Raw genomic sequence first — 24,914 nt, 5'->3', positions numbered from 1 at the left:
GCTGTAAATTTAAGCAACTTTAATTTGCTTTTGAATCAAGGCATCCTGAATCTGGTCATCCTGGCTGAGCAGGAGCACTTTGCTCAAAATCAAACTCAGCATTGCATCGTCATCAAAAGGCAGAAACAGATGCGCGGCATGCACCGCCTGAATTTTCCGCTCAGGCACAATGCACAGAAACTGGTCATTCGGCGACATGAAGCTGTGCCCAGTGCCAATGTGGATTTTATATTCATGCAGCTTGCCTGTGACATACACAAAATGCTGATCCAAGCGGCACTGCGCGGCGATATCCAGCTGCGATAAAACCGCATCCAGGCTGTAATGGCGGTTGGCCCAAATCTGGCTATTGGACTGGCGGTAGCCTGAAGCATAGTAATTGCGCATTTCATCCGGGAAGCCCGTCAGTTCAAGCGCCAAATCCATGCCGATTGAACAGCCCTGTATGAAGTAGTCAATATCGCGCATGGCCTCAGAAAAGACCAGCTTAGGCACCTCCGCCAGATTCAGCTCAGCACCCTGCCCGGCTTTAAAGACAATTTCCTGCGTTTTTATATAGAGATAAACGCCCGATGCGCCCATCAAGTCATTGCCTTCCGGCAAGCCGATGCGCAGCGCCGCCACAATGCCCTGCCGGCTGAAATGGCGGCTTGGCATGCTGAAATTGTCCCAGCCGCCTTGAATGTCATAATGCCAGCCGCGCGCATTGGCAACCGCCTTAAATTTCGGCTGCTGCAGATAATGGTAAGCGAAACGCAAAGATTGCGCGCCGGCAGCTTCAGTTTCACTCACCGCATACACTTCGCGGAACGCCTGCTTAAACGGCTGCTGAATTTTCTGCGCCATGAAAAACCCGCGCCATGCTTGCACTGCAGCCGCGGCTGAAAAAACCGGATGCCATAAGCTGACTTTTTCAATCTGCGCCGGCTCAATATCCAGCGCCTGCTGCTGCGCATCCCGCCAAGCCTGATTATGGTAAACGGCCGCATGCACGGCGCCATTGCTTAAATGCAGCTGCCAGATCATCCGGCTGGCCAGCCAGCCCAGCAAGCCATGCGCAATCACGTATTCCCGCCAGAAAGCGTAAGGCCATTGACGCTCCTGCAGCATATTGTCTTCAAAATTTTGCGCATAGACATGGAGCTGCTTTTCAACCGCAAGGGCCTGCTTCTTTAAATCCTTAAATATGCCGGAGCCTTGCATGCCTTTCGGCAAAACGTCTATGGCATGCTGCTGCGCATCCTGCACCTGGACACTGCAGCGCTTATCACCGCTGCAATGCAGGGTCAGCTGACAGTCCCCCCAAAGCGCAGCTGCGCTTTGCCCAGCAGCAAAGCCAAAATCTTCAGCAACGGTTTCTTTGATTTCATCCGCACTCAGGCCATTCGCCTGCGCCGCCTCATTTAAAGCTTTGCGGATCTGCTTTTGCCCGAGTTCATAGCGGATTTTTCTCTGCAGAAAGCTCAGCTTGGCAAGGCCTGCCAAGCCGCGCTGCGCCAGCAGATTCAGGCATACGCCGCCAATTACGGCGCTGGCTGCGCCAACACCCTCAATTTTACGCCAGCAAAACTGGCTGAAACCGCTGAGCAGGCTCAAGAGTTCCGCTTGCTGATGCTGCTGGAATTGACTGAACCACAGCACGCCTCTTAAAGTGTTTTCATTTTTAGAATCAAAGGGGCGCGTATCACGCGGTGACGCTTTCTGAATGACGCCCAGCCAATGCTGCAGCTGCGCCAGATAATTTTCGCCCACAGCGCTGTTTTTCCATATCTTTTCAGCTTCAATCAGCCATTTTTTGCTGGGCTTGCCCGATTTTTGACTGTCGATATGCTGCCAGAACTGCATCCATTGATGCTTTTCACCGGCCGGCAGCGCGTCAAACTCCCGCTGCAGCTGCGCCACCCACACCAGCTTCTGCCGGCCCTGCTGAATAAAAGCTCCCACAGCGGCTTCAGTTTCAGAAAACGGCAAAACATAAGCCGCTTCCGCCGGATGCGCCGCGCCTGCCGGGCTTAAGGCCTCAGCCTGCTCCTGCTGCGCGATGCCCACGGTTTCAACAATTTTCTGCTGATATTTTTCGAGCTGTTTGGCCGGGAAATAGCCCATCAAATTCAAGCAGATGAAATCCAGCTTCAACAGCAGGGACTGCATTTCCGGCGTCAGCTGTTTTTTCTTGCCTTTTTGCGCAGTGAGCTTGGCCATCAGCTGAATCAGCTTGCGGTCATGAATGGCGCGCAAAAGCACATGAAAGTGCTCAGTTAAGCACATAAATACCGCAGCTTCTGCAAGCGCAGCATGCTCATTTTCCGCAGCAGCGCCAAGCTGCGCCGCCAGCATTTTTTCCAGCACCGTAGAAAAGCTGTGCTGCGCATCGTGACTCGGCAAATTCTTCGGCTGGATTTCAACCAAGGCCTGCATCACCCAATACAGCAGGCTGGCAGCTTCTGCAGCCGGCATGGCGTCCAATTGCGCGCCGGCAAGCTTCCGCAGCTCCGCATAGCTTCCTTTGCAGTCCGGATGAAAATAGCAGGACGCCTGACTGAGCTGCTGCAGCGCCGATAAAGCCGCAGCTGGAATGCGCGGCTGTTCCCGCTGCAGCAGCTTCTGCAGCAAATCAAACTGGTCAATGCCGTCGCATGCGGTTTTCAGCGTACTCACGCCTCTGCCGACAGAAGAGGCAAAGCCATAGGCCTGATCAATCTGTTCCAGCTGACGGAAGATGCACTGCATGGCCGCGCGCTGCTCAGGATGCAGCCGGTAGTAATCAGCTAATGCCCGCAGCCGGGCCGACAAGCCCAAATGCTGCTCCTCCAGCGGAATATTGGACTCATAGGAGTCAATATAATCACACCACAGCTGCTGCAGCGCTTCGGCAATGCCCTGAGCGGACAGCTGCTGCGCCAGTTCAATTTGGCGCTGGCGATAATCCCTTAAATGCTGATTGCGCTCCATGTGCACAATGCGGATATTATTCTGCAGTTCCTGTTCAAATTCCTGCTGCGTCTGCATCTTATTATTCTCCAGTGAAAATTATTGGCCCGCCAAGGGCGTCAAGCGAATGAATTGAATCTGCGAATGCGGCATCCATAAAAATGCTTCATCGGCATCGGAAATTTGCCGGCCATCCACCAAGGCAATGAAAGCCTTATTTTGAAAAAGCTCAATGGCATAGGCCAAATGCCGCTCAGGGTCCATCAAAGCCTGCCAGGCCGCTTCGGGCTGCGCCAAGGCATCATTCAGCAAGCGCTCATCGGCATGGCGCTGCCGGCGCAGCTGCTGCAGATAGTCCTGCGCGGGCTGCATTTTTTGCGCCAGATGGCGCTTTAAGACTTCACGCAAAGTGCAGCTTTCAGTTTCTATTTTTAATGCGCAATAACCGTCTATGCTGCGCAGAACAGCTTGATATGGATCTTGCATCGCATGCTCAAAAAATCGCCTTGAATCATTGCATTATATGCAGATAAAAGCGCCGTGAGAATGGCCGCCTGCATCCGCGCGCCAGATTTTGACGCAAAAAAAAGCTGCCCCGGAAGAGGCAGCTTTCTGACGCAAAAACCGGATTATTTATGCCTTGGCTTATAGAAGCCGAAGTAGCCGATAATCAGAATGATGAACCAGATTGGGCTGACCATCAGCGCTTTCATGGTGTCCGCTTCCAAAGACAGCACGTAGATCATCCCTATAAAGAAGACGATCAGCACCCAGCAGGTAAACAAGCCGCCCGGCAGCTTGAATGTTGATTTCGCATGCAGTTCTGGACGGGTTTTATAATAGACAATATAGCTCCAGATAATCATCAGCCAGACGCAGATGAATAAAATTGTCGATAAAGTCGTTGCCAATGTGAAGGCTTCAACGGTATTCGGCACAAAGTACTGCAGCCCAGCGCCCAGCAATAGGCAGACTGCAGAGAAATACAGCGCATTGGCGGGAACAGCACGCTTGTTCAGATGGCCAAAGGCTTGCGGGCCCTGCTTTTCACGCGACAGGCCGAACAGCATGCGGCTGGTTGAAAACACGCCGCTGTTCATTGAAGACATCACCGAAGACAGCACCACCAGGTTCATGATGATGGCCGCAGCGGCAATGCCCGCCTGGCTGAACAGGTTCACGAAAGGCGAAATGCTTGGATCAATTCTGTTCCACGGCGTAACTGACATGACAATCACCAGCGACAGCACATAGAACACAATGATGCGGATAGGAATTGAGTTGACCGCTTTCGGCAGGTTTTTCTCAGGATCCTTGGTTTCAGCTGCGGTTGTGCCGACCAGCTCAACCCCAACAAAGGCAAAAATGGCAATCTGGAAGCCCGCCAGGAAGCCGGTCACGCCGGTAGGGAATAAGCCGCCGTGCGACCAGAGATGCGTAAATGACGCCACTTCGCCGGCCGTTGAAGTAAAGCCGGTAAAGATCATCCACAGGCCCACGCCAATCAGCACCACAATGGCGACAATCTTGATCAGCGCAAACCAGAATTCCAGCTCGCCGAACAGCTTGACCGTCACCAGGTTCAGGCCCATGATGAAGACGATGGCGGCGATGCTGATCATCACCCCTTCTTCAGGCGAGAACGGATTGCCCCCGTTAAAGAACTGCAGGTAGTAGATAATTGCGGAAAGATCGGCGATGCCGATGGTGATCCAGCACAGCCAGTAGGTCCAGCCGACAAAATAGCCGGCCCACGGGCCAATCAGATCTGTAGAAAAATCGATGAATGATTTGTAGTGCAGGTTGGACAGCAGCAGTTCGCCAAGCGCGCGCATGACGAAAAACACCATAAAGCCAATAATCATGTAGATCAGCAGAATAGACGGCCCCGCCAGGCTGATTGTTTTGCCCGACCCCATGAATAAACCTGTACCAATCGCGCCGCCAATTGCAATGAGCTGCAGGTGGCGGTTGGATAAACTGCGCTTTAGTTCACTATCTTCGCTAGTTGAACTGAGGTTTTCATTTGACATTGTTATTTTGTCTCTCAGAATTCAGTATTTAAAAGTAGCCCAAAAAATTAAAATAAAAAAAGCTTTTTGGACGATTCGTCAATATTTCTCACGCCTGACCGCGCTTTAGATGATTTTTAAAACAATGCCGCCGCTATCCTTTTATGTTTTGCCCTGTCCCTGAAAAGTTAGCAGCTTGCGTGCCAACTTAAATTATGGCGATAAATCCTGCAAAAAATTGTTTTTGCAAACAGCTATTGCTACATTCTCCCCATTCATAATTTCTTATACAGATAAAGGGCTACATGAGTAAAGTCAAAACTGTTTACCGCTGTGAACAATGCGGGACTGATCATCCCAAATGGGCAGGCCAATGTACGGACTGCGGTGAATGGAATTGCCTCAGTGAAGTCAGCCTTGCCCCCGCAGTAAGCCACCGGGCGCAGCCGAAAATGGGCGCAGGCGGCGGCTATGCGGGCCAGGCGGCGGCGATCACCACCTTAAATAAAGTTTCGGTTTCGCGTGAATCGCGCTTAGCGACAGGCATCGGCGAATTTGACCGCGTGCTGGGCGGCGGTTTGGTGACCGGCTCCGTGGTATTGATTGGCGGCGACCCCGGCATCGGCAAATCCACCATTCTGCTGCAGACAGCAACGCACATGGCGGCGGCCCGCAGCGCTGCGCTGTATGTCACCGGCGAGGAATCGCTTTCGCAAGTGGCGCTGCGCGCGCAGCGCCTGGACTTGCCGACTGACCAGCTGAAAGTCATGGCGGAAACCTGCGTAGAGCGGATTTGCGAGGTTTTGGCGCATGAGCGCCCTGCCGTGGCCATTCTGGACTCCATTCAGACCCTCTATACTGAAACCCTGCAGTCAGCGCCGGGCGGCGTATCGCAAATCCGTGAGTCGGCTGCCCTGCTGACCCGCTTTGCCAAAAACAGCGGCACATCGCTGTTTATTGTCGGCCATGTGACCAAAGAAGGCGCACTGGCCGGCCCGCGGGTTCTGGAGCATATGGTGGACTGCGTGCTGTATTTTGAAGGCCAGTCCGATTCGCGCTTCCGCATGATCCGCGCAGTAAAAAACCGCTTTGGCGCGGTCAATGAACTGGGCGTTTTCGGCATGACCGATAAAGGCCTGCGTGAAGTCTCCAATCCGTCGGCAATTTTCCTCAGCCGCTATGATGAAGCCATTCCCGGCTCTATTGTGCTGATCAGCCGTGAAGGCACGCGCCCGCTGCTGGTTGAAGTGCAGGCGCTGGTCGATGACTCGCAGGGCCAGCCGCGGCGGGTGGCCTTAGGCCTGGACCAGAACCGCCTGAACATGCTGCTGGCGGTGATGCACCGCCACGGCGGCGTGCAGACTTCCGGGCAGGATGTGTATGTCAATATTGTCGGCGGCCTGAAAATCACTGAAACCGGTTCGGACCTGGCTGTGCTTTTAGCCTGCGCGTCCAGCATCCGCGGCAAGGCGCTGCCGCAGCAGCTGGCGGTCTTCGGCGAAGTCGGCCTCTCCGGCGAAATCCGCCCGGTGCCGAATGGCCAGGAGCGCTTGAAGGAAGCCGTCAAGCATGGCTTCAAGCATATTATTCTGCCTCGGGGCAATGCGCCGCAAAGCCCGATTCCGGGGGTCAATATTATTTCGGTTGCCCGCCTGCATGAAGCCTTAAGCGAAGCCATGAGCCTGAGTGAAGAGCTGAGTTAAAGCGATTTTAGATTCAGCATCGAATTTTCAATAAAAAATACGCTTTTTATATTGAAATTCAGATGGAATGCCTGCATAAATACAGGGCAATATTTTATTTATGATAGGAAAAATGAATGGAAGTTCGACAGCGTGGGTTGATTGCGGGCGTTTTGACCGCTGCTTTACTGGTTGCGCCTTTGACTGCGGAAGCAAAACGCGCAGGCAGCGGCAAAAGCCACGGCATGAGCCGTCAAGCCGCTCCAGCTCAGCCTTACCAACAGCCTCGTCAAGCTGCTCCAGTACAACAGCCAGCCGCTCCGGCAAAATCCGGTTCTAATGTCGGCGGCATGGTTGCAGCCGGCGTAGCGGGCGCGGCCATTGGCGCAGTCGCTGCAAACGCGATGGCGGACGACAAAAACACGCAGGCTGCTTCTGAAGCTCAGGCTCCGGCTGAAGAAAAAGGCGGCATTCCAAGCTGGATCTGGATTCTGCTGGCTGCCGGCGCTGCCTTCTTTATTTTCCGCAAGATGGGCGCAAAAAAAAAACTAGCCAGTAATCCCTATGCGCCAAACAGCGGCACGCCGAACAGCGCGCCGTTTGGCCAGCAAAATGCAGCGCCGCGCAGCCCTGCCGGAGACAACAGCAATATCTTCGGCCAGGCTGTAGGCGGTTCCGCAGCAGCCAATGCGCCGTTTGGCGGCAGCGCTTATACCAATTCAGGCAGCCAGCTGCCGGACGGTTCAGAGCCTGCGTCCTTCCTGCGCATTGCCCGCCAGCGCTTCAACCATATTCAGTCCATGAACTCTGCAAGCAACATTGCAGAAATTCAGCGCTACTTGACGCCTGACCTGTACCAGTCGATGCGCAATGACATTATGGGCAATCAGGATCAGGACGTTGCTGAGTTCTCCAACCTGAATGCAATGGTTGCAGATTCCGCCACTGAAAATGGCCAGTATATTGTCAGCGTCCGCTTCACGGGCACTGTGAGTGAAGACCTGAACAGCCTGCCGCAGCCTTTTGCGGAAGTCTGGCACTTTGTGAAGCCTGCCGGTTCTAACCAAGACTGGCTGGTTGCAGGCATCCAGCAAGAAGGCTGATGCTTCAGCGTGAAAAAACAGCGGCTTAGGCCGCTGTTTTTTTATCTGCAGATCAAGGCCGGATTTGAATTCTCAGCTGCGCATCTGCGCCTTGCCGCCGCCATGCATTTCAATGAAAGTCCTCTGCGCTTTGCCCGCTTAAATCTGCATACCCTTATTTTATTTGTTTATTTTTTCTGAAATCTGGAATTTTTTCTGTCCAGATATTTCAAATCTAAATGTTAATTGTTATCATTTGCGTTATTTAAAATTATACTTCTGAAGATTTGAATTTCCAATGATGACCAGTTCCCCCCTTAATGCGGCAGCAGTGAAGGCCGATGCGGCCGCGCCGCCCGGCAAGCGCAAGGAAAGCGCCCTGCTGCTGGCTTACCGCCTGATGATTTTCTACCGCTTCGCTTTGGCGCTGGTTGGCGGCTATGCGCTTGCCAGCTTAAGCGCCATGCTGATTGCGCAGTACTTCATGGACTACCGCGCCAGCGCCGCCATGAGCGCCACGCTGATCGCCTTTGCGCTGAATGCTGCGGCTTTTATCTGGGTCTTTATGGTCAATAAAACCCTGAAAGCCAGCCTGGGCATTATTCTGCCCTGCCTGGTGCTGTTTGCATTACTCAAAGCCGTAGGAAATTAACATGCGTCCAGATGCCAAAGCGGAAGGGCCGCGCCAGTCCATGTCATGGCTGCATACCTGGGCCAGCTTAATTTTAGGCTGGCTGCTGTATGCAATTTTCCTGACCGGCACGCTGAGTTTCTTCCAAAATGAAATCACGGTTTGGATGAAGCCGGAACTGCATCAGTCCGTGCCTCAGGCCTCGCAAATTCAGCAAACGCAGGTGGCGCTGAACTATCTGCAGCAGAACCACCCGAATGCCGGAAGCTGGAGCATCCTGCTGCCGGACGCGCGCCAGAACACCACCCAGCTGACCATCCGCGAGCAGGGCGAAGATCCGCGCTCACGCAGGGGCGGCAAGCGCATTACCATTGACAGCGCCACCGGTGAAGTGCTGGAAGCGCGCGACACCCGCGGCGGTGGCTTCCTGTACCGCTTCCATTTTGAACTGTACGGCATGCCCCGCCTGTGGACGCGCTGGCTGGTGGGAATTGCGACTTTATTCATGCTGGTGGCGATTATCAGCGGCGTGATTACCCATAAAAAAATCTTCAAGGATTTCTTCACCTTCCGTTCCGGCAAGGGCCAGCGCTCCTGGCTGGACGCGCACAATGCCACTGCGGTATTTGCCCTGCCCTTTCATATTATGATTACCTTCAGCGGCCTGCTGCTGCTGATGTTTATGCTGATGCCGTGGGGCGTTGAGCAGATTTATGAAAACCGCGGGCAATTCCTGCAGGAGCAGAGCCGCGCCCTGACGCAAGGCAGCAGTAAGGAAAACGGCAAGGGCAATAACAATGCAGCCGGCTCTGCTCAAAACGGCGCTGAACGCCAGCAGCCGCCTGAAGCGCAAGCTGCGCCGCTAGCCGATTTAAGCCCAATGCTGGTCAATGCGCAGCTGGAATGGAAAAACAATCCGATTGGAAGCATTACGATTATTGCGCCGAATACCGATCAGGCTAAAGTAGAGCTGCGCGCCCTGTACGGCGAAAGCGTGGCGCACCGCAATGTCTATCCAAGCCTGCAGTATGACGGCGTGACCGGCAAAAATATCAGCGATGAGCATGCCGGCTTAAAGAATCCGTCTATTCCGATGGGCATTTACAATGTCTTCACCTCGTTGCATGAGGCCCAAGGCGCGGCCACCGCCCTGCGCTGGCTGCTGTTCTTATCCGGCATTGTCGGCACCATGATGGTCGCCACCGGCCTGATCCTCTGGTGCGTGAAGCGCGCCCCGCAGCAGCAGAAACAAGGCTATAAGTCTTTCGGCTACCGCACCGTTGAAGTGCTGAATGTGGCCGCCATCATCGGCCTGCCGATTGCCTGCGCAGCCTATTTCTACGCCAACCGCTTTATTTCCGTGAATCTGGAAAACCGTCTGGAATGGGAAATCCGCTGTTTCTTTATTGTCTGGCTGCTGACCTTAGTCTACGCCCTGCTGCGCATCCACCGCCAAGCCTGGCTGGAACTTTTAGCCCTGGCCGCCGCGGCCTTTGCCCTGCTGCCAATCATCAACTTTATGACCGGCGGTCAAGCGCTGTGGAACAGCATTGCGCATGGCCAATGGATGATTGCCAGCGTAGATTTAGCCATGTGGGTCTTTGCGGTCCTGTTCGCCTACTCATTCTATAAAGTGAAAAAGCATAAAGGCCTGCCGGTGAAAAAAGCCCGAGCGCCTAAAACCGCAGCCAAGGAGGCAGACGCATGATGTTCTTTCTGTTGATCTGGTCGCTCAGCGCTTTAGGATTTTTCGCCTTGGCTAGTTCCATGTCCAAGCATCAGAAGCAAATTTTTGGACATGAGCTGGACGCTGCTAAAACCCGGACCGCCGCGGCCGGCGGCTGGACCCTGCTGATAATTGCCCTGCTGATCTGCGTTTTATCCGGTTCAGTCAGCAACATGATCAGCTACTGGCTGGGCGCGCTGACTTTGGCCGCTTTATTTACGGGGCTGTGCCTAAGCTACCTGGAAGCCAGAATTAAAAAAATCGCCATCGCCATAGCCCTGACCGGCCTGACAGCTGGGCTGATTTACCTGTTCTGAAGCTTCCCCTGCCCTCATGCAAAGTCAATCTCCGGATTAATGCCAGTCAATTAAGAAATTGACTGGCATTTTTTAAATTCTAGAGTCCTTCAAATAGATCTATTTCATAAATCAATAAATGATCATTTATTAGCAGTAAAATTAATATTGAAAGTTCCTTCTCTTGCGCCATATATGGCTCAGGGAGAAGGTTAGGATGAGGGAATTTTTTCAATAAAATCCTCTCCCTGAGCGGTATTCCGCGCAAGTCTCTTTGAAAAGGAGAGGGAATTTCCATTGTGAATTAAATGCTGTTTAAAAAACAACTGTAGCTTGTATCTTTGGTAAAAGTCTTTTATTGCAAAATCTCTTAACTGATCAGCATTAAATCTCCGGATTGGCTTTTTTACGCCAAACGATTAGGCTATGCATATTCTGCCCTTTTGGATTGTCTATGTCTGATCTCCCTATTTCTGCCGAGCTGTTTAACCGCGCCATGGCAGGCAACCGCGATGCCCAATTTGAGCTGGCTGAAATTTACATGCAAAGCGAACAGGATGAGCATGTTGAGCTGGCTGAAGAATGGGCGCTGAAAGCCGCGCAGCTGGGCCATGTTGAAGCGATGTACTGGCTGGGCGAAGGCTATGTTTTTTATGCCAAAGACCTGCGTGAAGAAGAGCCGGAAGAGGCCAAAGCCTATTTTGAGCATGCTTACCGCTGGCTGGAACAGGCGGCGAAGCATCAGCATGCAGCTGCGGTGCTGGAGCTGGCCGGTTTTTACCGCCGCGGCGATGTCGTTGCAAAAGACCCGGTAAAATCTGCAGAACTGGTGAAGCAAGCTGCTGAGCTGGGTGAAGTGCAAGCCATGCGTGACTTGGCCTTTATCTATGAAAATGGCTTAGGCCTTGACGCTGACGAAGAAAAAGCCGATTACTGGTCTGAAAAGGCCAAAGCTTCTGAGCAGCCAGAAGCCGAATAATGGCCTGCAGCTTTACAAGCTGAATCCTTAGAAACGGCAAAGCCCGCCAGATACGCAATGCTGGCGGGCTTTGTTCTTTCCGCAAATTAAAGCTTGCGCACAAAAATAATATCCAAATCCTGCTTCGGTACAAAATTCTTTTCAGTCATTTGAAAGCGTGTCGGGCTGATTTTCGTGACTTTGCCCGCCCAGCAGAAAGAAACCAATTCATCCGCATCACGCTCTACGGTCAGCTTAAAATCCTGAATCGGCTTAGCCCAGTTGGCGCCGGTTTTTAAAATATAGCCCAAAGCCTGATATGGCGCATGCTGTGACTTGGCTTTCTTTAGGCCGGCTTTAAAACTGCTGTCCATACAGTAAGCTTTTTCATCTTCTGCCGGATAAAGCGCCACTGAACCGCCGACCAGCGGTGCATACTGGTGCTGCACGCGCGTCAGCGAAGCGGCTTTAAACGTCTGCTTCCAGCTGTAAATCACCTGCGAAGACCATGCAATAGATTCATCTTTATTTTCTGGAAGCACCTGCTGCAGTTTTGCATTGTTACAGCTTCTCAGCTTGGCTTCAAAGGGCGCATATTCATAATTCTGCCGGTTCCAAGGATTCAGCATTTCCTTTTCGGTAAACCCGCATTGCTTAAACTCGGCAGTTAAATCAACCGGCTTGGATTTTTCATCTTTCTGAATAAAAGTGCGGACATGCATTTCAGGCTGTATGGTTTTTCCATTGGCCTGAACCTTGAAGCTTTGCAGCAGCCGTTCTGTATCGGCAAAATCCGACTCAAAAAAGTTTTCAACCGGCGGCAGCGGAAAAAGAATGGTTTCAGTTACGTCCTTCTGACTTAAATTTTTAAACTGATAATCAACCTTGATTTGCTTTTTGCTGATAAACAGATCTTCGCTGTGCATCTGAATGTCTTTATTTTTCAGGTACTGCACGCCGCCTGTGGAAACATAGCCGGTGGAGTCGTTGGCCCATATGGCAATCGGGCTGAACGCCAGCAAAATTAGTAATTTTTCTCTCATTTATTCAGCCTATTACCCTAAAATACTAAAATAAAATACACATAGTTTTATCTCCTTAAAAATTATATATTGTTTCTAAAACTATCCTTCACAAATTTTATAAATACTATGGCCTACCAAGCAACAATTCTAAATGTAATGATCGCATCACCAAGCGATGTAGCCGAAGAAAGACAGCTCGTTCGTGACGCAATATATGAATGGAATGCAATTCACTCTAAACGATTTAAGGTCATGCTCAATCCCATAGGTTGGGAAAACAATATAGCTCCTCAAATGGGTAGCCATCCACAAGAGATTATTAACAAAAGTATATTGAATGATTCAGACATTCTGATTGGTATTTTTTGGACTCGATTAGGCTCACCAACTGGTGAATATGCAAGCGGAACAGTCGAAGAAATATCTAAACACTGCAATACAAACAAGTTAGCCTCTGTTTATATTTCTAAAAAACCTTATCCTGAAGATATAAATCTAGAACAATTACAACTTTTAAGAAATCAAACCCAAATTTGGCTTAACGAAGGATTATTAGATTTTTATGATAATCACTCTACCTTCAAACAAAAAATTAAAGATCATTTATCTCTTCACATTCAACATAATGAATATATTCAGGCTATTCTAAATGAACTCAACTCCAACGTTACTTCAATACCAGCGTCTACCAAACAAACTATCAAACCCAGTGATGAAATGGTTCAGATATTATTAAGTGCTGGTAATGCGGAAAGTGATATTCACTTTCGTCGATATCTAGGAGGTCAGTCCTTATCTGCAGGAGATTTAGAGCCTAATCTAAATAAACCTCGAGAATTAGCTAAATGGGAAAATGCCCTCAATGACCTTAAAAACCTTGGTCTAATCCGGGATCGTGGATACGAAGGCGAATGTTTTTACCTAACAAATGAAGGCTGGCAAGCATTTGATCAACTAAAAGAACAACAGCTGGAAAATAAATAATATTCGCACTAACAACTTGGAACACTTTTCGAATCCAAGTACAATACTCCGCTAGTCGAGGGATGCTGCGACTTTCTTACAGGCTGATTTTTCAAAAAACAGCAATGTAAGATCGCTAGGCTCGACGATTCGGTCAAAGCTTCTGTGCAATACAGGTTTTGATCAACAACGGCATCCGCGAACTGAATGATCAATTTTTTATATTAGGAGATCGTGATGAACGCGGTTAATGCTTCATTTACAGATTACAAAGTTGCCGATATTTCACTTGCTGACTACGGCCGTAAAGAAATCAAACTTGCCGAAGCGGAAATGCCGGCGCTGATGGGCCTGCGCAAACGCTATGCTGCGGCTAAACCGCTGGCTGGCGCGAAAATCCTCGGCTGCATCCACATGACCATTCAAACTGCCGTTTTAATTGAAACGCTGGTTGAATTGGGCGCAGAAGTCCGCTGGACATCTTGCAACATCTTCTCTACTCAAGACCACGCTGCAGCTGCCATCGCTGCTTCCGGCGTTGCTGTTTTCGCTTGGAAAGGCGAAACTGAAGAAGAATACATGTGGTGCCTTGAACAGCAGATCAATGTAAATGGCAAGCCTTGGGATGCCAACATGATTCTGGATGACGGCGGCGACTTAACTTCGCTGGTCCACGAAAAATACCCAAATGTATTGGCGAAAATCCACGGCATTACCGAAGAAACCACAACAGGCGTGCAGCGCCTGCTGGAAATGTGGAAAGACGGTTCACTGAAAGTTCCGGCAATCAACGTCAACGACTCAGTAACCAAATCTAAAAATGACAACAAATACGGCTGCCGCCACTCACTGAACGACGCAATCAAGCGCGGTACAGATATGCTTTTATCTGGCCGCCGCGCGCTGGTAATCGGCTACGGCGACGTAGGCAAAGGTTCTGCGCAGTCGCTGCGTCAGGAAGGCATGATTGTACGCGTTACTGAAGTTGATCCAATCTGCGCAATGCAGGCCTGCATGGACGGCTACGAAGTTGTATCTCCATACAAAAATGGCGTGCAAACCGGCAAGAAAGAAGACGTCAATGCTGAGCTTCTGCAAAATACTGACCTGATCGTGACGACTACAGGCAACTACCACGTATGTGACTCTGCTATGCTAGATACCTTGAAAGCAGGTGCAGTAGTGTGCAACATCGGCCACTTTGACACTGAAATCGACACCAACTACCTGCGCGGCTACAAGTGGGTTGAAGTGAAGCCGCAAGTGCACCAAGTTTACCGTTCAGAAAATGACAGCGATTACTTAATCCTGCTTTCTGAAGGCCGCCTGGTGAACCTTGGCAACGCGACTGGCCACCCTTCACGCGTGATGGACGGTTCTTTCGCCAACCAGGTATTGGGTCAAATGCACTTGTTCGCTGAAAAATTTGCGGATCTTGCTGAAGATCAAAAACAGGCTGCAATCCGCGTAGAACTGCTTCCTAAGAAACTGGATGAAGAAGTTGCAGCAGCCATGGTTGCCGGTTTCGGCGGCGTGCTGACTCAGCTGACTCAAGAGCAGGCTGACTATCTGGGCGTTGCAGTTGAAGGCCCGTTTAAATCGGATGCTTATAAATACTAAGTTTTAATACCCTCTCTTGCGCCATATATGGCGCAAGAGAGGGTGACCGCCAAGCTTATTCATCCCGAAGATTCAATATCATCCTTTGAATAAATTTGGTTTCAACCCTGCGTAATTCAGTAATGAATTTCCCTCTCCTTTCAGGAGAGGGCTAGGGAGAGGTATAAATACAAGTATTTATAAAAAAGGATTTAAAAAATGTCTAAGCATATTCCAATTTCTTTTGAGTTCTTTCCAACTAAAACAGATGCCGGCGCAGAAAAACTCAAAACAGTACACCAAGAACTTCAGCTGCTGAACCCTGAATTCTTCTCTATTACCTATGGCGCAGGCGGTTCAACCCGCGAGCGCACTTTAGCCGCAATTGCAGACTTCAACGGCAAAGGCACGCCTGTTGCCCCTCACCTATCCTGCATTGGCGATGACAAAGCGCGCATTGCCGAACTGCTGGATATCTATAAGGCGCAAGGCATTGACCGCATTGTGGCGCTGCGCGGCGATTTGCCATCCGGCCAAGTCGGCCTAGGCGAATTGCCTTATGCAACTGATTTGGTGCGCTTTATCCGCGAGCATTCAGGCGATCATTTCAAAATTGAAGTGGCAGCCTATCCTGAAATGCACCCTCAGGCAGAAAGCTTTGACCTGGACATTCAGCGTTTTTGTGACAAAGCCAATGCGGGCGCCAATGCGGCGCTGACGCAGTTTTTCTTTAATCCGGATGCCTACTTCTACTTTATAGATCGCATTCAGAAAGAAGGCGTGAACATTCCTGTTGCGCCGGGCATTATGCCAATCACCAATGCCAGCAATTTAATCCGCTTTGCAGATGGCACAGGCGCAGAAATTCCGCGCTGGATCCGCAAGCAGCTGGCGGCCTATGGCGATGACACCGCAAGCATTAAGGCCTTCGGCCACGAAGTGATTGCGAAACTGTGCGAACGCCTGATTGCCGGCGGCGCGCCAAGCCTGCATTTCTACACCATGAACACCACTGACCCTACACGCCAGCTTGTGCTGGACCTCGGTTTAGCCTAATTATTCCGCCTACTTTGAGAGCAAGACTTTAATGCCGCGTTTTTATATTGAAACTGATTTAGCTGCTGAAACCACGGTTGAACTGACTGAAACGGTATTTCATCATTGGATTAAAGTCTTGCGCGCTCAAGCGGGCGAAAAAGCCACCCTGTTCAATGGGCAAGGCGGCGAATATGAAGCTGAACTGGCTGAAGTTTCCAAAAAATCCGCCACAGTCCGCATCCTTTCTTTCAATCCGGACAACCGCACGCCGGCATTCTCCGCATTGCTGGGCCAAGTCATGAGCAAGGGCGACCGCATGGATTACGCCATTCAGAAAGCGGTGGAACTGGGGGTTGCAGAAATCCAGCTGCTGACCTCCGAACGCTGCGAAATGCGCCTCAAGTATGACCGCGATCAGAAAAAAATTGATCACTGGCAAGGCATTGCCATTGCGGCCTGCGAACAGTGCGGTATGAACCTTGTACCGAAAATTCAAGCACCACTCAGTTTAGAGAAATGGCTTGCATCACAGCTGCCTGCAACTAAACTGGTACTGGCGCCAAATAAAGATGAAACGGATGTGCTGTCAGGCGCGTCTAAAAATATTGCGCTGCTGATTGGCCCTGAAGGCGGCTTAAGCGAAGCGGAAATTCAGCAGGCAAATCAGGCTGGGTTTAAAAGCTGGTGCATCGGATCGCGCGTCCTGCGCACAGAAACTGCACCAGTGGTCGCGCTGTCCATTCTGAATTACAGCCTCGCGCGCTAGTTCATCTGAATTTTATACTTTTGTATATGAGCAGATTGATTTTTATGCATAAGGTTATTAACCTTAGCGCTGTAACCATAAGCGCGCAATTGAATGATTAAAAAATATCGTTTGAGCCAATAAGGATAGAAGCTTCAGTAAAAGCAGAAAATTCGATTAATATACTTTATAAATAAGGCACTTATATTGATGGAAAATGATCAATATGACTATATTCGGCAGTACAACCATACTGCGCAGATAGCGAACACGCTTCGCCTAAGCCGCTATTTCTTGGTCAGCATTTTGATTGTTTGTCTGTATATTTTTTGTATATACCAAATTTATTTCGGCGCGTCAGCGCTGTATTTCAACCTCTGGTTCATCATCACCGAACTGTTCGCCAGTTTCTGCTGGCTGATCAGCACGGTATACTTCAAGCCGAAACAGTATGATTTAAAGCAGGCCCACCGCTGGCTACAGTTCCAGTGCCTGAGCATCGGCGCGCTGATCGCCGGCGGCATTTCCATCATTTATTATTACCTGCCCTCCATCAATCCAAGCTTTGCAGAAATTCAAGCGCTGACCCTGTCCGCGCTGCTGCTGATCGTGACGCAGACCTTTGGCTTGACCTATTTAACCCAGAAGCTGAATTATTTTTGCCTGGCCTTTTTGCCGTCGGTCATTCCCTATTTAGTCTCGCAGTTTATTTTCAGCAGCCAAACCAATCATTTATTCAGCCTGACCATCAATTTTGCCTTGATTGTGATTCTGCTTTGCGCCGCAACTTCTTACCGGATCCACCGCCGCATCTCCACCCTTTCTGCAGAAAACAGCCTGCTGGTGAAAGCCGCTGAACAGCACGCGGCCTGGACAGATGAGCTGTGCAAGCAACTGCAGAATGAAATCAGCCATTCCAAAGATATCAAGCTGCAGCTGCAGCTGAACAACCAGCTGCTTGAGCAGAAGGTGAAAGAAAGAACCTTTGACATTGCGCAAATGAACAAAGACCTGGAAGAGCATCAGCAGAATCTGGTCTTGGCGCATGAAATTGCCGGCCTGCGCCATTGGGACTGGAATATTAAAGACCGCAAGATCTCGATCACCAGCCACAGCCAGGAAAAAACGCTGCGCGGCTCCACAGAGCACCGCCACCAGCTGCAGCATGTGATTCACCCGGATGACATCAGCCATTTCAAGGATGCCATGAAGCAGCATCTGCGCAGCCAGAGCGACCGCTATGAAGCGACCTACCGCGTGCAGAACAGCGCAGCCGGCAAATGGTGCTGGGTGCACGACATCGGCCGGGTCATCGCCCGCGACCCGGCCAGCGGCAAGCCTGTGCGCATGGTCGGCATCCGGCGCGACATTCAGCAGGAACGCACCTCTCAGGAACGGCTGAAGCTGGCTGCCAGCGTGCTGCAGCAGGCCGCTGAAGGCATTTTCATTCTGGATGAAGCGCTTTGCTATATTGACGTCAATCCGTTTTATGAACAGCTGACTGGCTTCAGCCGCGGCCAGATTGTCGGCAAACACTTATTTGACATCACCGCCAACTATAAATCGCAGCAGCGCAGCATGCATTCGACCATTCTGAAGCAGGTGCTGAAAATCCGCGAATTTGACGGCGAAGTGCATGAAAAATTCCTGTCGGGCAAAGAGCTGACCATCTGGATGCACATAAATGCCATTACCGATGATCAGGACCGCGTGACCCACTATATCGGCATTGTCTCCGACTTAACCGAGCGCAAGCTGCAGGAGCAGCGCCTGTCCTATCTGGAAAATTACGACACCCTAACCGACCTGCCTAACCGCTTTTACTACAATTACCAGCTGCATCAGTATCTGGTTTCGCAGCAGGACTCCATCAAGCAGCTGGCGGTCATCCGCCTGAATATCGACAGATTCCGCCCGCTGAATGAATACCTCAGCAATAACGGCGGCGATGAGCTGCTGCGCCAGGTCGCGCAGCGCCTGCGCCTGACCAATGCCGAAGCCCTGTTTGTCGCGCATTTAAACGGCGATGATTTTGCGATTGTCTATGAAATTTCGCATATCCGTCCGTCCGTAATCGAGCACTGCGAGCGCATTGCCAAGGCCTTCAGCCTGCCTTTCAATATCATGGGGCAGGATCATTTAATCACCCTGTCCATGGGCGTGGCTTTCTATCCGGAGCATGGCCGCCAGCTGGATTACCTGAACAACTGCGCTGAGCAGGCGCTGTCTGAAGCCAAGAACCTCGGCGGCAACGCCACGCGCTATTATTCCAATAAAAATGCCGCGCTGCTGGAAAAAGGCATTTTTCTGGAAAGGGACCTGCGCAAGGCCCTGCAGCGCGACGAGCTGGTGGTTTACTATCAGCCGAAAATCAATTTCAGAGACAAGAATATTTACGGCTTTGAAGCCCTTGTGCGCTGGAATCACCCAAGCAAAGGCATTATTCCGCCCAGCCTGTTTATTCCGCAGGCGGAGCAGACCAGCCTGATTTCAGACATCGGGCGCATTGTTATTCAGCAAACAGCCAGGCAAATCCGCTGCTGGAATGCGATGGGCTTTAATAACATTTGTGTCTCAGTCAACATTGTGGCGCAGCAGCTGAGGCGCGGCCAGCTGCTGGCCGATCTGGATGAGGCCATCGCAGCCAGCGGCATTTCCGGCGCCAGCCTTGAACTGGAAATTACCGAATCGTCGTTAATTGAAAATTCAGAGAGCATTAAAAACCTGCTGCATGAAATTAAAAGCCGCCGCATCAACATTTCGCTGGATGACTTTGGAACAGGCTACTCTTCCCTTTCTTATCTGGCTGATTTTCCAATTGATATACTGAAAATTGACCGCAGCTTCGTGTCCAAGATCGGCCAGAACAAGCAGGAAGCGATTGTCAGCGCGATGATTGCTATGGGCAAGGCCATGGGCATGACGGTGGTGGCGGAAGGCATTGAGACTGAGCAGCAGCTGCAGTACCTGCACGGCCTCGACTGCGACATCGCGCAGGGCTACCTGTTTTCCAAACCGCTGCCCGAAGCCGAAGCCACAGAATACTTAACCCAAAATGCCCGCATGCCAATTTATACATGCTGAATATAACTAAAGGCGCGCCAGCGCCAAGTTTGTTGGAAAAAGGCACTTTAGCGACTGGGCGAAGCGCCTAACAAGTGATATATTCGAGCTTATTTAAGCAACTCTACCCGCATTCTTGGGCCACTCAAAACAATCGAGATACAGATGGAAGATCAATCTTTAAAACAGCAGGCATTGTATTATCACGAATTCCCAACCCCAGGGAAAATCAGCGTTACTCCAAGCAAGCAGCTGGTCAACCAACGTGACTTAGCGCTGGCTTATTCTCCTGGCGTAGCAGCACCTTGTTTAGAGATTGAGCGCGACCCTTCAAAAGCTGCGCTGTATACCGCCCGCGGCAATCTGGTCGCTGTAATTACCAACGGTACAGCCGTGCTGGGCTTGGGCAATATCGGCCCGCTGGCTTCCAAGCCAGTGATGGAAGGCAAAGGCGTCCTGTTCAAGAAATTCGCCGGCGTTGACGTATTTGACATCGAAATTGCAGAAAATGATCCTGACAAAATTGTCGACATCGTGGCTGCCCTAGAGCCGACATTCGGCGGCATCAACCTGGAAGACATCAAAGCGCCGGAATGCTTCTACATCGAGCAGAAGCTGCGTGAACGCATGAATATTCCAGTATTCCATGACGACCAGCACGGCACTTCTATCATTGTCGGCTCAGCGCTGCTGAACGCTTTGCAGCTGAACGGCAAAAAAATTGAGGAAATCAAGATTGTCGCTTCTGGCGCAGGCGCCGCAGCACTGTCCTGTTTAGATCTTCTTTGCGCAATTGGCGCGAAGAAAGAAAATATCGTTGTGGCTGACTCCCGCGGCCTGCTCACCACTAAGCGTGAAGGCCTGGACGAATCCAAAAAGCGTTATGTACAGGACATCGAAGGCACTCAACTGGCTGATGTAATTGCCGGCGCGGACATGTTCCTTGGCTTATCCGCTGCAGGCATCTTAACCAAAGAAATGGTTAAGCTGATGGCGAAAGATCCAATCATCTTTGCGCTTGCTAACCCTGATCCTGAAATCCTGCCTGAACATGCGCACGAAGTCCGCGATGACGTGATCATGGCGACCGGCCGTTCAGACTATCCGAACCAGGTCAACAACGCGCTGTGCTTCCCTTACATTTTCCGCGGCGCGCTGGATGTAGGCGCAACAACGATCAATGAAGAGATGAAAATCGCCTGTGTATATGCGATTGCGCGTATGGCGCACATTGAAGCAGATGCGGCGTCTTATGGCGAAAAATCAGCTTCATTTGGCCGCGACTACCTGATCCCACGCCCGCTGGATCAGCGCCTGATTCTGGAAATCGCTCCTGCCGTTGCGCAGGCAGCCATGGATTCCGGCGTTGCGACACGCCCAATTCAGGACTTCTCGGTTTACCGCCAGCGCCTGTCTGAGTTTGTCTACAACTCTGCACTCATGATGAAGCCGATCTTTGCTCAGGCAAAAGCCGATCCTAAACGCATCGCTTATGCCGAAGGCGAAGACCTGCGCGTGCTGCGCGCGGTGCAGATTGCAGTGGATGAAGACTTGGTTAAGCCGATTCTGGTCGGCCGCACCTCAGTCATTGAAGCCAATATCAAAAAATTGGGCTTGCGCTTAGAACACGGCGTAAATATCGAGATCGTTGATCAAGAGAACAACCCGAATTATGAAAAGTTTGCGGATGATTACTACAATCTGATGCAGCGCAATGGGGTGACTCCTGAGTATGCGCACCGTGAAGCGCGCCGCCGCTCTACGCTGATTGCCGCGATGCTGGTGAAGCACGGCCATGCGGACGGCATGCTGTGCGGCACATATTCAAGCTACGATATCCATCTGGACTTCGTTAAAAACATCATTGGCAAAAAAGAAGGCCACAACTCTTTCTTTACGCTGAATGCATTGATGCTTGAAGACCGCAACCTGTTTATTGCCGACACCTACGTCAATACCAACCCTACGGCTGAACAGCTGGCTGAAATGACCATTTTAGCTGCGGAAGAAGTGCGCCGCTTCGGCATGACGCCGCGTGTTGCCCTGCTTTCCCACTCCAGCTTCGGTTCAGATCAGAACGATCCAAGCGCGCAGAAAATGCGCAAAGTGTTCGATATTCTTTCAGAAATCGCGCCGGAACTTGAAGTTGAAGGTGAAATGCATGCAGATGCAGCGCTGGATGAAAACATCCGCCACTTTGCATTCCCGAACTCGCGCTTCAAAGGTTCTGCAAACCTGCTGATTATGCCTAACCTGGATGCAGCCAACATTTCGTTCAACCTGCTGAAATCCACTTCAGGCAATAACGTGACGATTGGCCCGATCCTGCTTGGCGCTGCAAAGCCGGTGCATATTCTAACGCCGACTGCGACGACCCGCCGTTTAGTGAATATGACCGCTTTAACAGTGGCCGAGATTCAGGAAAATGAAAAGTCAGCGCTGTAATTTAGCCCGCTAGATCACGCTTTCTGACTTGAGAAAACCTCTATTCTGTTGCATGATGGCTTCAAGAATAGAGGTTTTTTCATGCAAGTTTATTTAGTAGGCGGCGCAGTCCGGGATCGGCTGCTCGGGCACCCCTATCACGAAAAAGATTATGTTGTTGTCGGCGCAACGCCGCAGCAGATGCTTGCGCAGGGCTTTCAGCCTGTGGGCAAAGATTTCCCCGTTTTCCTGCACCCAGAAACCAAGGATGAGTATGCGCTTGCGCGCACTGAGCGCAAGTCAGGGCATGGCTATCACGGCTTTGAATTCTATACCGGCGCTTCCGTCACCCTTGAGCAGGACTTAATCCGCCGCGACCTGACCATTAACGCCATGGCGCTGGATGATGACGGCACCCTGTATGACCCCTATGGCGGCCAGCAGGATTTGGCGCAGCGCCTGCTGCGCCACGTTTCCGATGCTTTTGCCGAAGACCCGCTGCGCGTGCTGCGGATTGCCCGCTTCGCCGCCCGCTATAAAGCGCTGGGCTTTAAAGTGGCCGATGAAACGCTGCAGCTGATGAAGCAGCTGGCGCAATCCGGCGAGCTTGAAGCGCTGACGCCGGAACGGGTGTGGAAAGAAACTTCGCGCGCGCTGATGGAAGACCATGCCGATGAATACTTTGAAGTGCTGCGCGCCTGCGGCGCCTTAAAAGTGCTGTTCCCGGAACTGGATGCGCTGTACGGCGTGCCGCAGCGCCCGGAGTACCATCCGGAAATTGACTGCGGCATTCACACCATGATGTCGCTGCAGCAGGCCTGCCGGGGCAATTATTCTTTGGATGTGCGTTTTGCGGTTTTGCTGCACGACCTCGGCAAGGCTTTGACGCCTAAAGAGGAACTGCCGCGCCATATCATGCATGAGCAACGCGGCCTGCAGCCGGTGACTGAAGTCTGCGAGCGCATGCGCGTGCCGACCCATACCAAGCAGCTGGCTTTAGCGGTGTGCAAAGAGCATCTGAAATGCCATCAGGCGCTGACCTTAAAGCCGGGCACCTTGTGGCGCCTGCTGCAGCGTCTGGATGTATTGCGCCGGCCTGAACGCGTTGAGGCGTTTATTCAGGCCTGCGAATGCGACTCGCGCGGCCGCTTAGGGCTGGAAAACCGCGAATATCCGCAGGCGCAGTATGTGCTGGATGCCATGCAGGTGGTGCGCAGCATTAAGGCGCAGGACTTGCCGCCGGACATTCAGGGGCCGGATATTGGCGAAATGCTGATTGAAAAGCGCATTAAAGCGCTTTCCGCCTTAAAGCAAGCGTTTGAACTTCAGCAGACAATTTAATATATTTCAAAGCTCCAATCTAAAACTTAATACTTTCTAATGAGAAGTGCGGCTGAATGGCCGCACCGGATTTTTATACATAAAATATATCGGGGGCGAATAATCAATGCACATGATCGGCGCTTGCATCTTTTCAAGCATATTTATCATCATCGGCGCCACAGCGCTGATTTACAATTTTGTCCTGAATCAAAGCTCAGGCCTGTTCTTTCTGATCTGGGGAGGCGTATTCTTCCTCAGCGGCGTTAAAATCTGCTATGAATCAACTATCGCCGGCATAAAATCGCAGAAAAACCGGCTGCTTTACAATTACCAGTCTCTGGACTGGTATAAAAAGAGCCATCCTCAAGCCGCGCTTTCTTCAAATATTTTCCAGTGCTATGCCTGCAAAAGCAGGCAGATTAACCGCTATCTGGTCAAAAACCACAGCTATAAAGTCTGCAACTACTGCGCAAACTGCGGCGAAGTCCTTTTTTATACGGATGAGCGCTAATCATGACCATACACGCATATTACGGCGATTACAGCCAGCATAAAAATGAACAGATCATGTTCAACGACCTGCTTTGCCAGCTGAAGCTGAATTGGCAATACAGCGATGACTGGATTTATGTCTTTTACAACACCATGTGGAGCGGGCAGGAAGTTGATGCGATTGCATTTACCCGCCATGCAATTATCGTCATCGATTTAAAAAATTACTCCGGCAGCTTAACAGGCGCGGAAAATGGCGAATGGCTGATTGACGCCAGCACACCAGTTTTGGGCGGAAGCCAGATCAACCCCTTTGTGCAAATCCGCAAGAATAAATTTGCGGTACTGGAGTGGTTTAAAGCGCAGGGCATTTTCACTAGCCAGAATCTGGGCTTTATTTCCGGATGCATCATTTTCAATGAGCTTCATTCCAGAAATATTGAGTTGTCGAACAACGTGAAAAAATGGTTTTATGTGACCGATATTCCCCATGCGGCTGACGCGCTGATGAATATCAGCAGTTCCGGGATTTCGCTGGCGGAAGATGATATTGAATATCTGATCGGCAGGCTGAAATTAAAGAAGCATGAATGGAATCAGACGCAAGCCCCGCGCGATATCCGCTATCCGCTTGCAGATGAAACGGGCGCATCAAGCCTGAGCGCGGCAAATCAAAGCCGGCCGTCAATTGCGCTGAAGCACAGCTTAAGCCGGCAGGCTGAACGCGAACTGCCCTCTTTCAGCAGTGCATATCTGGCTTTTTTCGCGACCGTCGGAATTGCCTTATTCATTGCATTCAACATCGCATCCGGCATGCAGGGCAGCGGCCAGGGGCCGTTTTATATCCTGAAGCTGTTCTTTGGCTGACCCGGCTCAGGCAGCTGGCAGCTCGGCATGCAGTCCCCCGGAATATTCCGGGGGATT

At 51.1% G+C, this 24,914-nt stretch carries 20 protein-coding genes; 15 read left to right on the top strand and 5 right to left on the bottom strand.

Translation table 11 applies throughout. From position 1 onward, the window contains the following. Positions 1-9: 9 nt before the first annotated feature. The 3 genes from BEN74_RS16220 to BEN74_RS16210 form a co-directional block, all read right to left on the bottom strand. Complete coding sequence (locus BEN74_RS16220; RefSeq protein ID WP_068913704.1) at positions 10-3,009, bottom strand: DUF4132 domain-containing protein; 3,000 nt, start codon at positions 3,007-3,009, stop codon at positions 10-12. 21 nt (positions 3,010-3,030) lie between these two features. Beyond that, the gene (locus BEN74_RS16215) at positions 3,031-3,417 is read right to left on the bottom strand and encodes a hypothetical protein (protein ID WP_068913702.1); all 387 of its coding nucleotides are present in this window, start codon (positions 3,415-3,417) and stop codon (positions 3,031-3,033) included. Positions 3,418-3,560: 143 nt separating this feature from the next. Further along, positions 3,561-4,964, bottom strand: coding sequence for an amino acid permease (locus tag BEN74_RS16210; protein ID WP_068913699.1), 1,404 nt, complete (start codon positions 4,962-4,964; stop codon positions 3,561-3,563). Between the two features lie 284 nt (positions 4,965-5,248). On the opposite strand from BEN74_RS16210, the gene radA reads away from it, so the two are divergent. The 5 genes from radA to BEN74_RS16185 all read left to right on the top strand — a co-directional run bounded on the left by radA (position 5,249) and on the right by BEN74_RS16185 (position 10,381). Continuing rightward, entirely contained in the window at positions 5,249-6,646 is a 1,398-nt protein-coding gene (radA, locus tag BEN74_RS16205; protein WP_068913697.1) for a DNA repair protein RadA, read from the top strand. A gap of 116 nt (positions 6,647-6,762) precedes the next feature. Next, positions 6,763-7,728 carry a Tim44 domain-containing protein gene (locus BEN74_RS16200; RefSeq protein ID WP_068913694.1) on the top strand — a complete coding sequence of 322 codons (966 nt, stop codon included), beginning with the start codon at positions 6,763-6,765 and terminating at the stop codon, positions 7,726-7,728. A gap of 280 nt (positions 7,729-8,008) precedes the next feature. Next, a complete protein-coding gene (locus BEN74_RS16195; protein ID WP_068913816.1) occupies positions 8,009-8,359 on the top strand; it encodes a hypothetical protein in 351 nt (116 codons plus the stop codon). Position 8,360: 1 nt separating this feature from the next. Beyond that, positions 8,361-10,046 (top strand): PepSY-associated TM helix domain-containing protein, encoded by a 1,686-nt coding sequence (locus BEN74_RS16190; protein WP_068913692.1) that lies wholly within the window; start codon positions 8,361-8,363, stop codon positions 10,044-10,046. Next, the gene (locus BEN74_RS16185) at positions 10,043-10,381 is read left to right on the top strand and encodes a DUF3325 domain-containing protein (protein WP_068913690.1); all 339 of its coding nucleotides are present in this window, start codon (positions 10,043-10,045) and stop codon (positions 10,379-10,381) included. The genes BEN74_RS16190 and BEN74_RS16185 overlap by 4 nt, the downstream gene beginning before the upstream one ends. A gap of 79 nt (positions 10,382-10,460) precedes the next feature. Here BEN74_RS16185 and BEN74_RS16180 read toward each other — a convergent pair whose 3' ends face one another. Continuing rightward, complete coding sequence (locus BEN74_RS16180) at positions 10,461-10,658, bottom strand: hypothetical protein (protein WP_068913689.1); 198 nt, start codon at positions 10,656-10,658, stop codon at positions 10,461-10,463. A gap of 156 nt (positions 10,659-10,814) precedes the next feature. Here BEN74_RS16180 and BEN74_RS16175 point away from each other — a divergent pair, with 156 nt between their 5' ends. Further along, complete coding sequence (locus tag BEN74_RS16175) at positions 10,815-11,339, top strand: tetratricopeptide repeat protein (RefSeq protein ID WP_068913688.1); 525 nt, start codon at positions 10,815-10,817, stop codon at positions 11,337-11,339. Between the two features lie 86 nt (positions 11,340-11,425). On the opposite strand, the gene BEN74_RS16170 is transcribed toward BEN74_RS16175, so the two are convergent. Beyond that, positions 11,426-12,361, bottom strand: a complete 936-nt coding sequence (locus BEN74_RS16170) for a DUF4424 family protein (RefSeq protein ID WP_068913687.1) — start codon at positions 12,359-12,361, stop codon at positions 11,426-11,428. A 108-nt stretch (positions 12,362-12,469) separates the two neighbouring features. Between BEN74_RS16170 and BEN74_RS16165 the strand changes: the two genes are divergently transcribed. From BEN74_RS16165 to BEN74_RS16125, 9 genes are all read left to right on the top strand, one after another. Then, positions 12,470-13,327, top strand: coding sequence for a DUF4062 domain-containing protein (locus tag BEN74_RS16165; RefSeq protein WP_068913686.1), 858 nt, complete (start codon positions 12,470-12,472; stop codon positions 13,325-13,327). A 216-nt stretch (positions 13,328-13,543) separates the two neighbouring features. Further along, complete coding sequence (gene ahcY, locus BEN74_RS16160) at positions 13,544-14,926, top strand: adenosylhomocysteinase (RefSeq protein WP_068913685.1); 1,383 nt, start codon at positions 13,544-13,546, stop codon at positions 14,924-14,926. Positions 14,927-15,124: 198 nt separating this feature from the next. Then, complete coding sequence (gene metF / locus BEN74_RS16155) at positions 15,125-15,961, top strand: methylenetetrahydrofolate reductase [NAD(P)H] (RefSeq protein WP_068913684.1); 837 nt, start codon at positions 15,125-15,127, stop codon at positions 15,959-15,961. 31 nt (positions 15,962-15,992) lie between these two features. Further along, positions 15,993-16,709: a 16S rRNA (uracil(1498)-N(3))-methyltransferase gene (locus tag BEN74_RS16150; RefSeq protein WP_068913683.1), complete on the top strand. Its 717-nt coding sequence runs from the start codon at positions 15,993-15,995 to the stop codon at positions 16,707-16,709. 189 nt (positions 16,710-16,898) lie between these two features. Next, positions 16,899-19,772 (top strand): GGDEF domain-containing phosphodiesterase, encoded by a 2,874-nt coding sequence (locus BEN74_RS16145; RefSeq protein WP_068913681.1) that lies wholly within the window; start codon positions 16,899-16,901, stop codon positions 19,770-19,772. A 144-nt stretch (positions 19,773-19,916) separates the two neighbouring features. After that, complete coding sequence (locus tag BEN74_RS16140) at positions 19,917-22,196, top strand: NADP-dependent malic enzyme (RefSeq protein ID WP_068913679.1); 2,280 nt, start codon at positions 19,917-19,919, stop codon at positions 22,194-22,196. 81 nt (positions 22,197-22,277) lie between these two features. Further along, positions 22,278-23,516: a multifunctional CCA addition/repair protein gene (locus tag BEN74_RS16135; RefSeq protein WP_068913676.1), complete on the top strand. Its 1,239-nt coding sequence runs from the start codon at positions 22,278-22,280 to the stop codon at positions 23,514-23,516. Between the two features lie 106 nt (positions 23,517-23,622). After that, positions 23,623-24,009, top strand: coding sequence for a hypothetical protein (locus tag BEN74_RS16130; protein WP_228200365.1), 387 nt, complete (start codon positions 23,623-23,625; stop codon positions 24,007-24,009). Positions 24,010-24,011: 2 nt separating this feature from the next. After that, positions 24,012-24,857, top strand: a complete 846-nt coding sequence (locus BEN74_RS16125) for a nuclease-related domain-containing protein (RefSeq protein ID WP_068913671.1) — start codon at positions 24,012-24,014, stop codon at positions 24,855-24,857. Positions 24,858-24,914 lie beyond the last annotated feature (57 nt).

The organism is Acinetobacter sp. WCHAc010034, from assembly GCF_001696615.3.
Taxonomy (GTDB): Bacteria; Pseudomonadota; Gammaproteobacteria; order Pseudomonadales; family Moraxellaceae; genus Acinetobacter.
This window is presented reverse-complemented; position numbering and strand designations above follow the sequence as displayed.

Bases quoted from the DNA above. Each gene is read 5' to 3' on its own strand.
- BEN74_RS16220 (WP_068913704.1), bottom strand. From the start codon at position 3,009: ATGCAGACGCAGCAGGAATTTGAACAGGAACTGCAGAATAATATCCGC.
- BEN74_RS16215 (WP_068913702.1), bottom strand. From the start codon at position 3,417: ATGCAAGATCCATATCAAGCTGTTCTGCGCAGCATAGACGGTTATTGC.
- BEN74_RS16210 (WP_068913699.1), bottom strand. From the start codon at position 4,964: ATGTCAAATGAAAACCTCAGTTCAACTAGCGAAGATAGTGAACTAAAG.
- radA (WP_068913697.1), top strand. From the start codon at position 5,249: ATGAGTAAAGTCAAAACTGTTTACCGCTGTGAACAATGCGGGACTGAT.
- BEN74_RS16200 (WP_068913694.1), top strand. From the start codon at position 6,763: ATGGAAGTTCGACAGCGTGGGTTGATTGCGGGCGTTTTGACCGCTGCT.
- BEN74_RS16195 (WP_068913816.1), top strand. From the start codon at position 8,009: ATGACCAGTTCCCCCCTTAATGCGGCAGCAGTGAAGGCCGATGCGGCC.
- BEN74_RS16190 (WP_068913692.1), top strand. From the start codon at position 8,361: ATGCGTCCAGATGCCAAAGCGGAAGGGCCGCGCCAGTCCATGTCATGG.
- BEN74_RS16185 (WP_068913690.1), top strand. From the start codon at position 10,043: ATGATGTTCTTTCTGTTGATCTGGTCGCTCAGCGCTTTAGGATTTTTC.
- BEN74_RS16180 (WP_068913689.1), bottom strand. From the start codon at position 10,658: ATGGAAATTCCCTCTCCTTTTCAAAGAGACTTGCGCGGAATACCGCTC.
- BEN74_RS16175 (WP_068913688.1), top strand. From the start codon at position 10,815: ATGTCTGATCTCCCTATTTCTGCCGAGCTGTTTAACCGCGCCATGGCA.
- BEN74_RS16170 (WP_068913687.1), bottom strand. From the start codon at position 12,361: ATGAGAGAAAAATTACTAATTTTGCTGGCGTTCAGCCCGATTGCCATA.
- BEN74_RS16165 (WP_068913686.1), top strand. From the start codon at position 12,470: ATGGCCTACCAAGCAACAATTCTAAATGTAATGATCGCATCACCAAGC.
- ahcY (WP_068913685.1), top strand. From the start codon at position 13,544: ATGAACGCGGTTAATGCTTCATTTACAGATTACAAAGTTGCCGATATT.
- metF (WP_068913684.1), top strand. From the start codon at position 15,125: ATGTCTAAGCATATTCCAATTTCTTTTGAGTTCTTTCCAACTAAAACA.
- BEN74_RS16150 (WP_068913683.1), top strand. From the start codon at position 15,993: ATGCCGCGTTTTTATATTGAAACTGATTTAGCTGCTGAAACCACGGTT.
- BEN74_RS16145 (WP_068913681.1), top strand. From the start codon at position 16,899: ATGGAAAATGATCAATATGACTATATTCGGCAGTACAACCATACTGCG.
- BEN74_RS16140 (WP_068913679.1), top strand. From the start codon at position 19,917: ATGGAAGATCAATCTTTAAAACAGCAGGCATTGTATTATCACGAATTC.
- BEN74_RS16135 (WP_068913676.1), top strand. From the start codon at position 22,278: ATGCAAGTTTATTTAGTAGGCGGCGCAGTCCGGGATCGGCTGCTCGGG.
- BEN74_RS16130 (WP_228200365.1), top strand. From the start codon at position 23,623: ATGCACATGATCGGCGCTTGCATCTTTTCAAGCATATTTATCATCATC.
- BEN74_RS16125 (WP_068913671.1), top strand. From the start codon at position 24,012: ATGACCATACACGCATATTACGGCGATTACAGCCAGCATAAAAATGAA.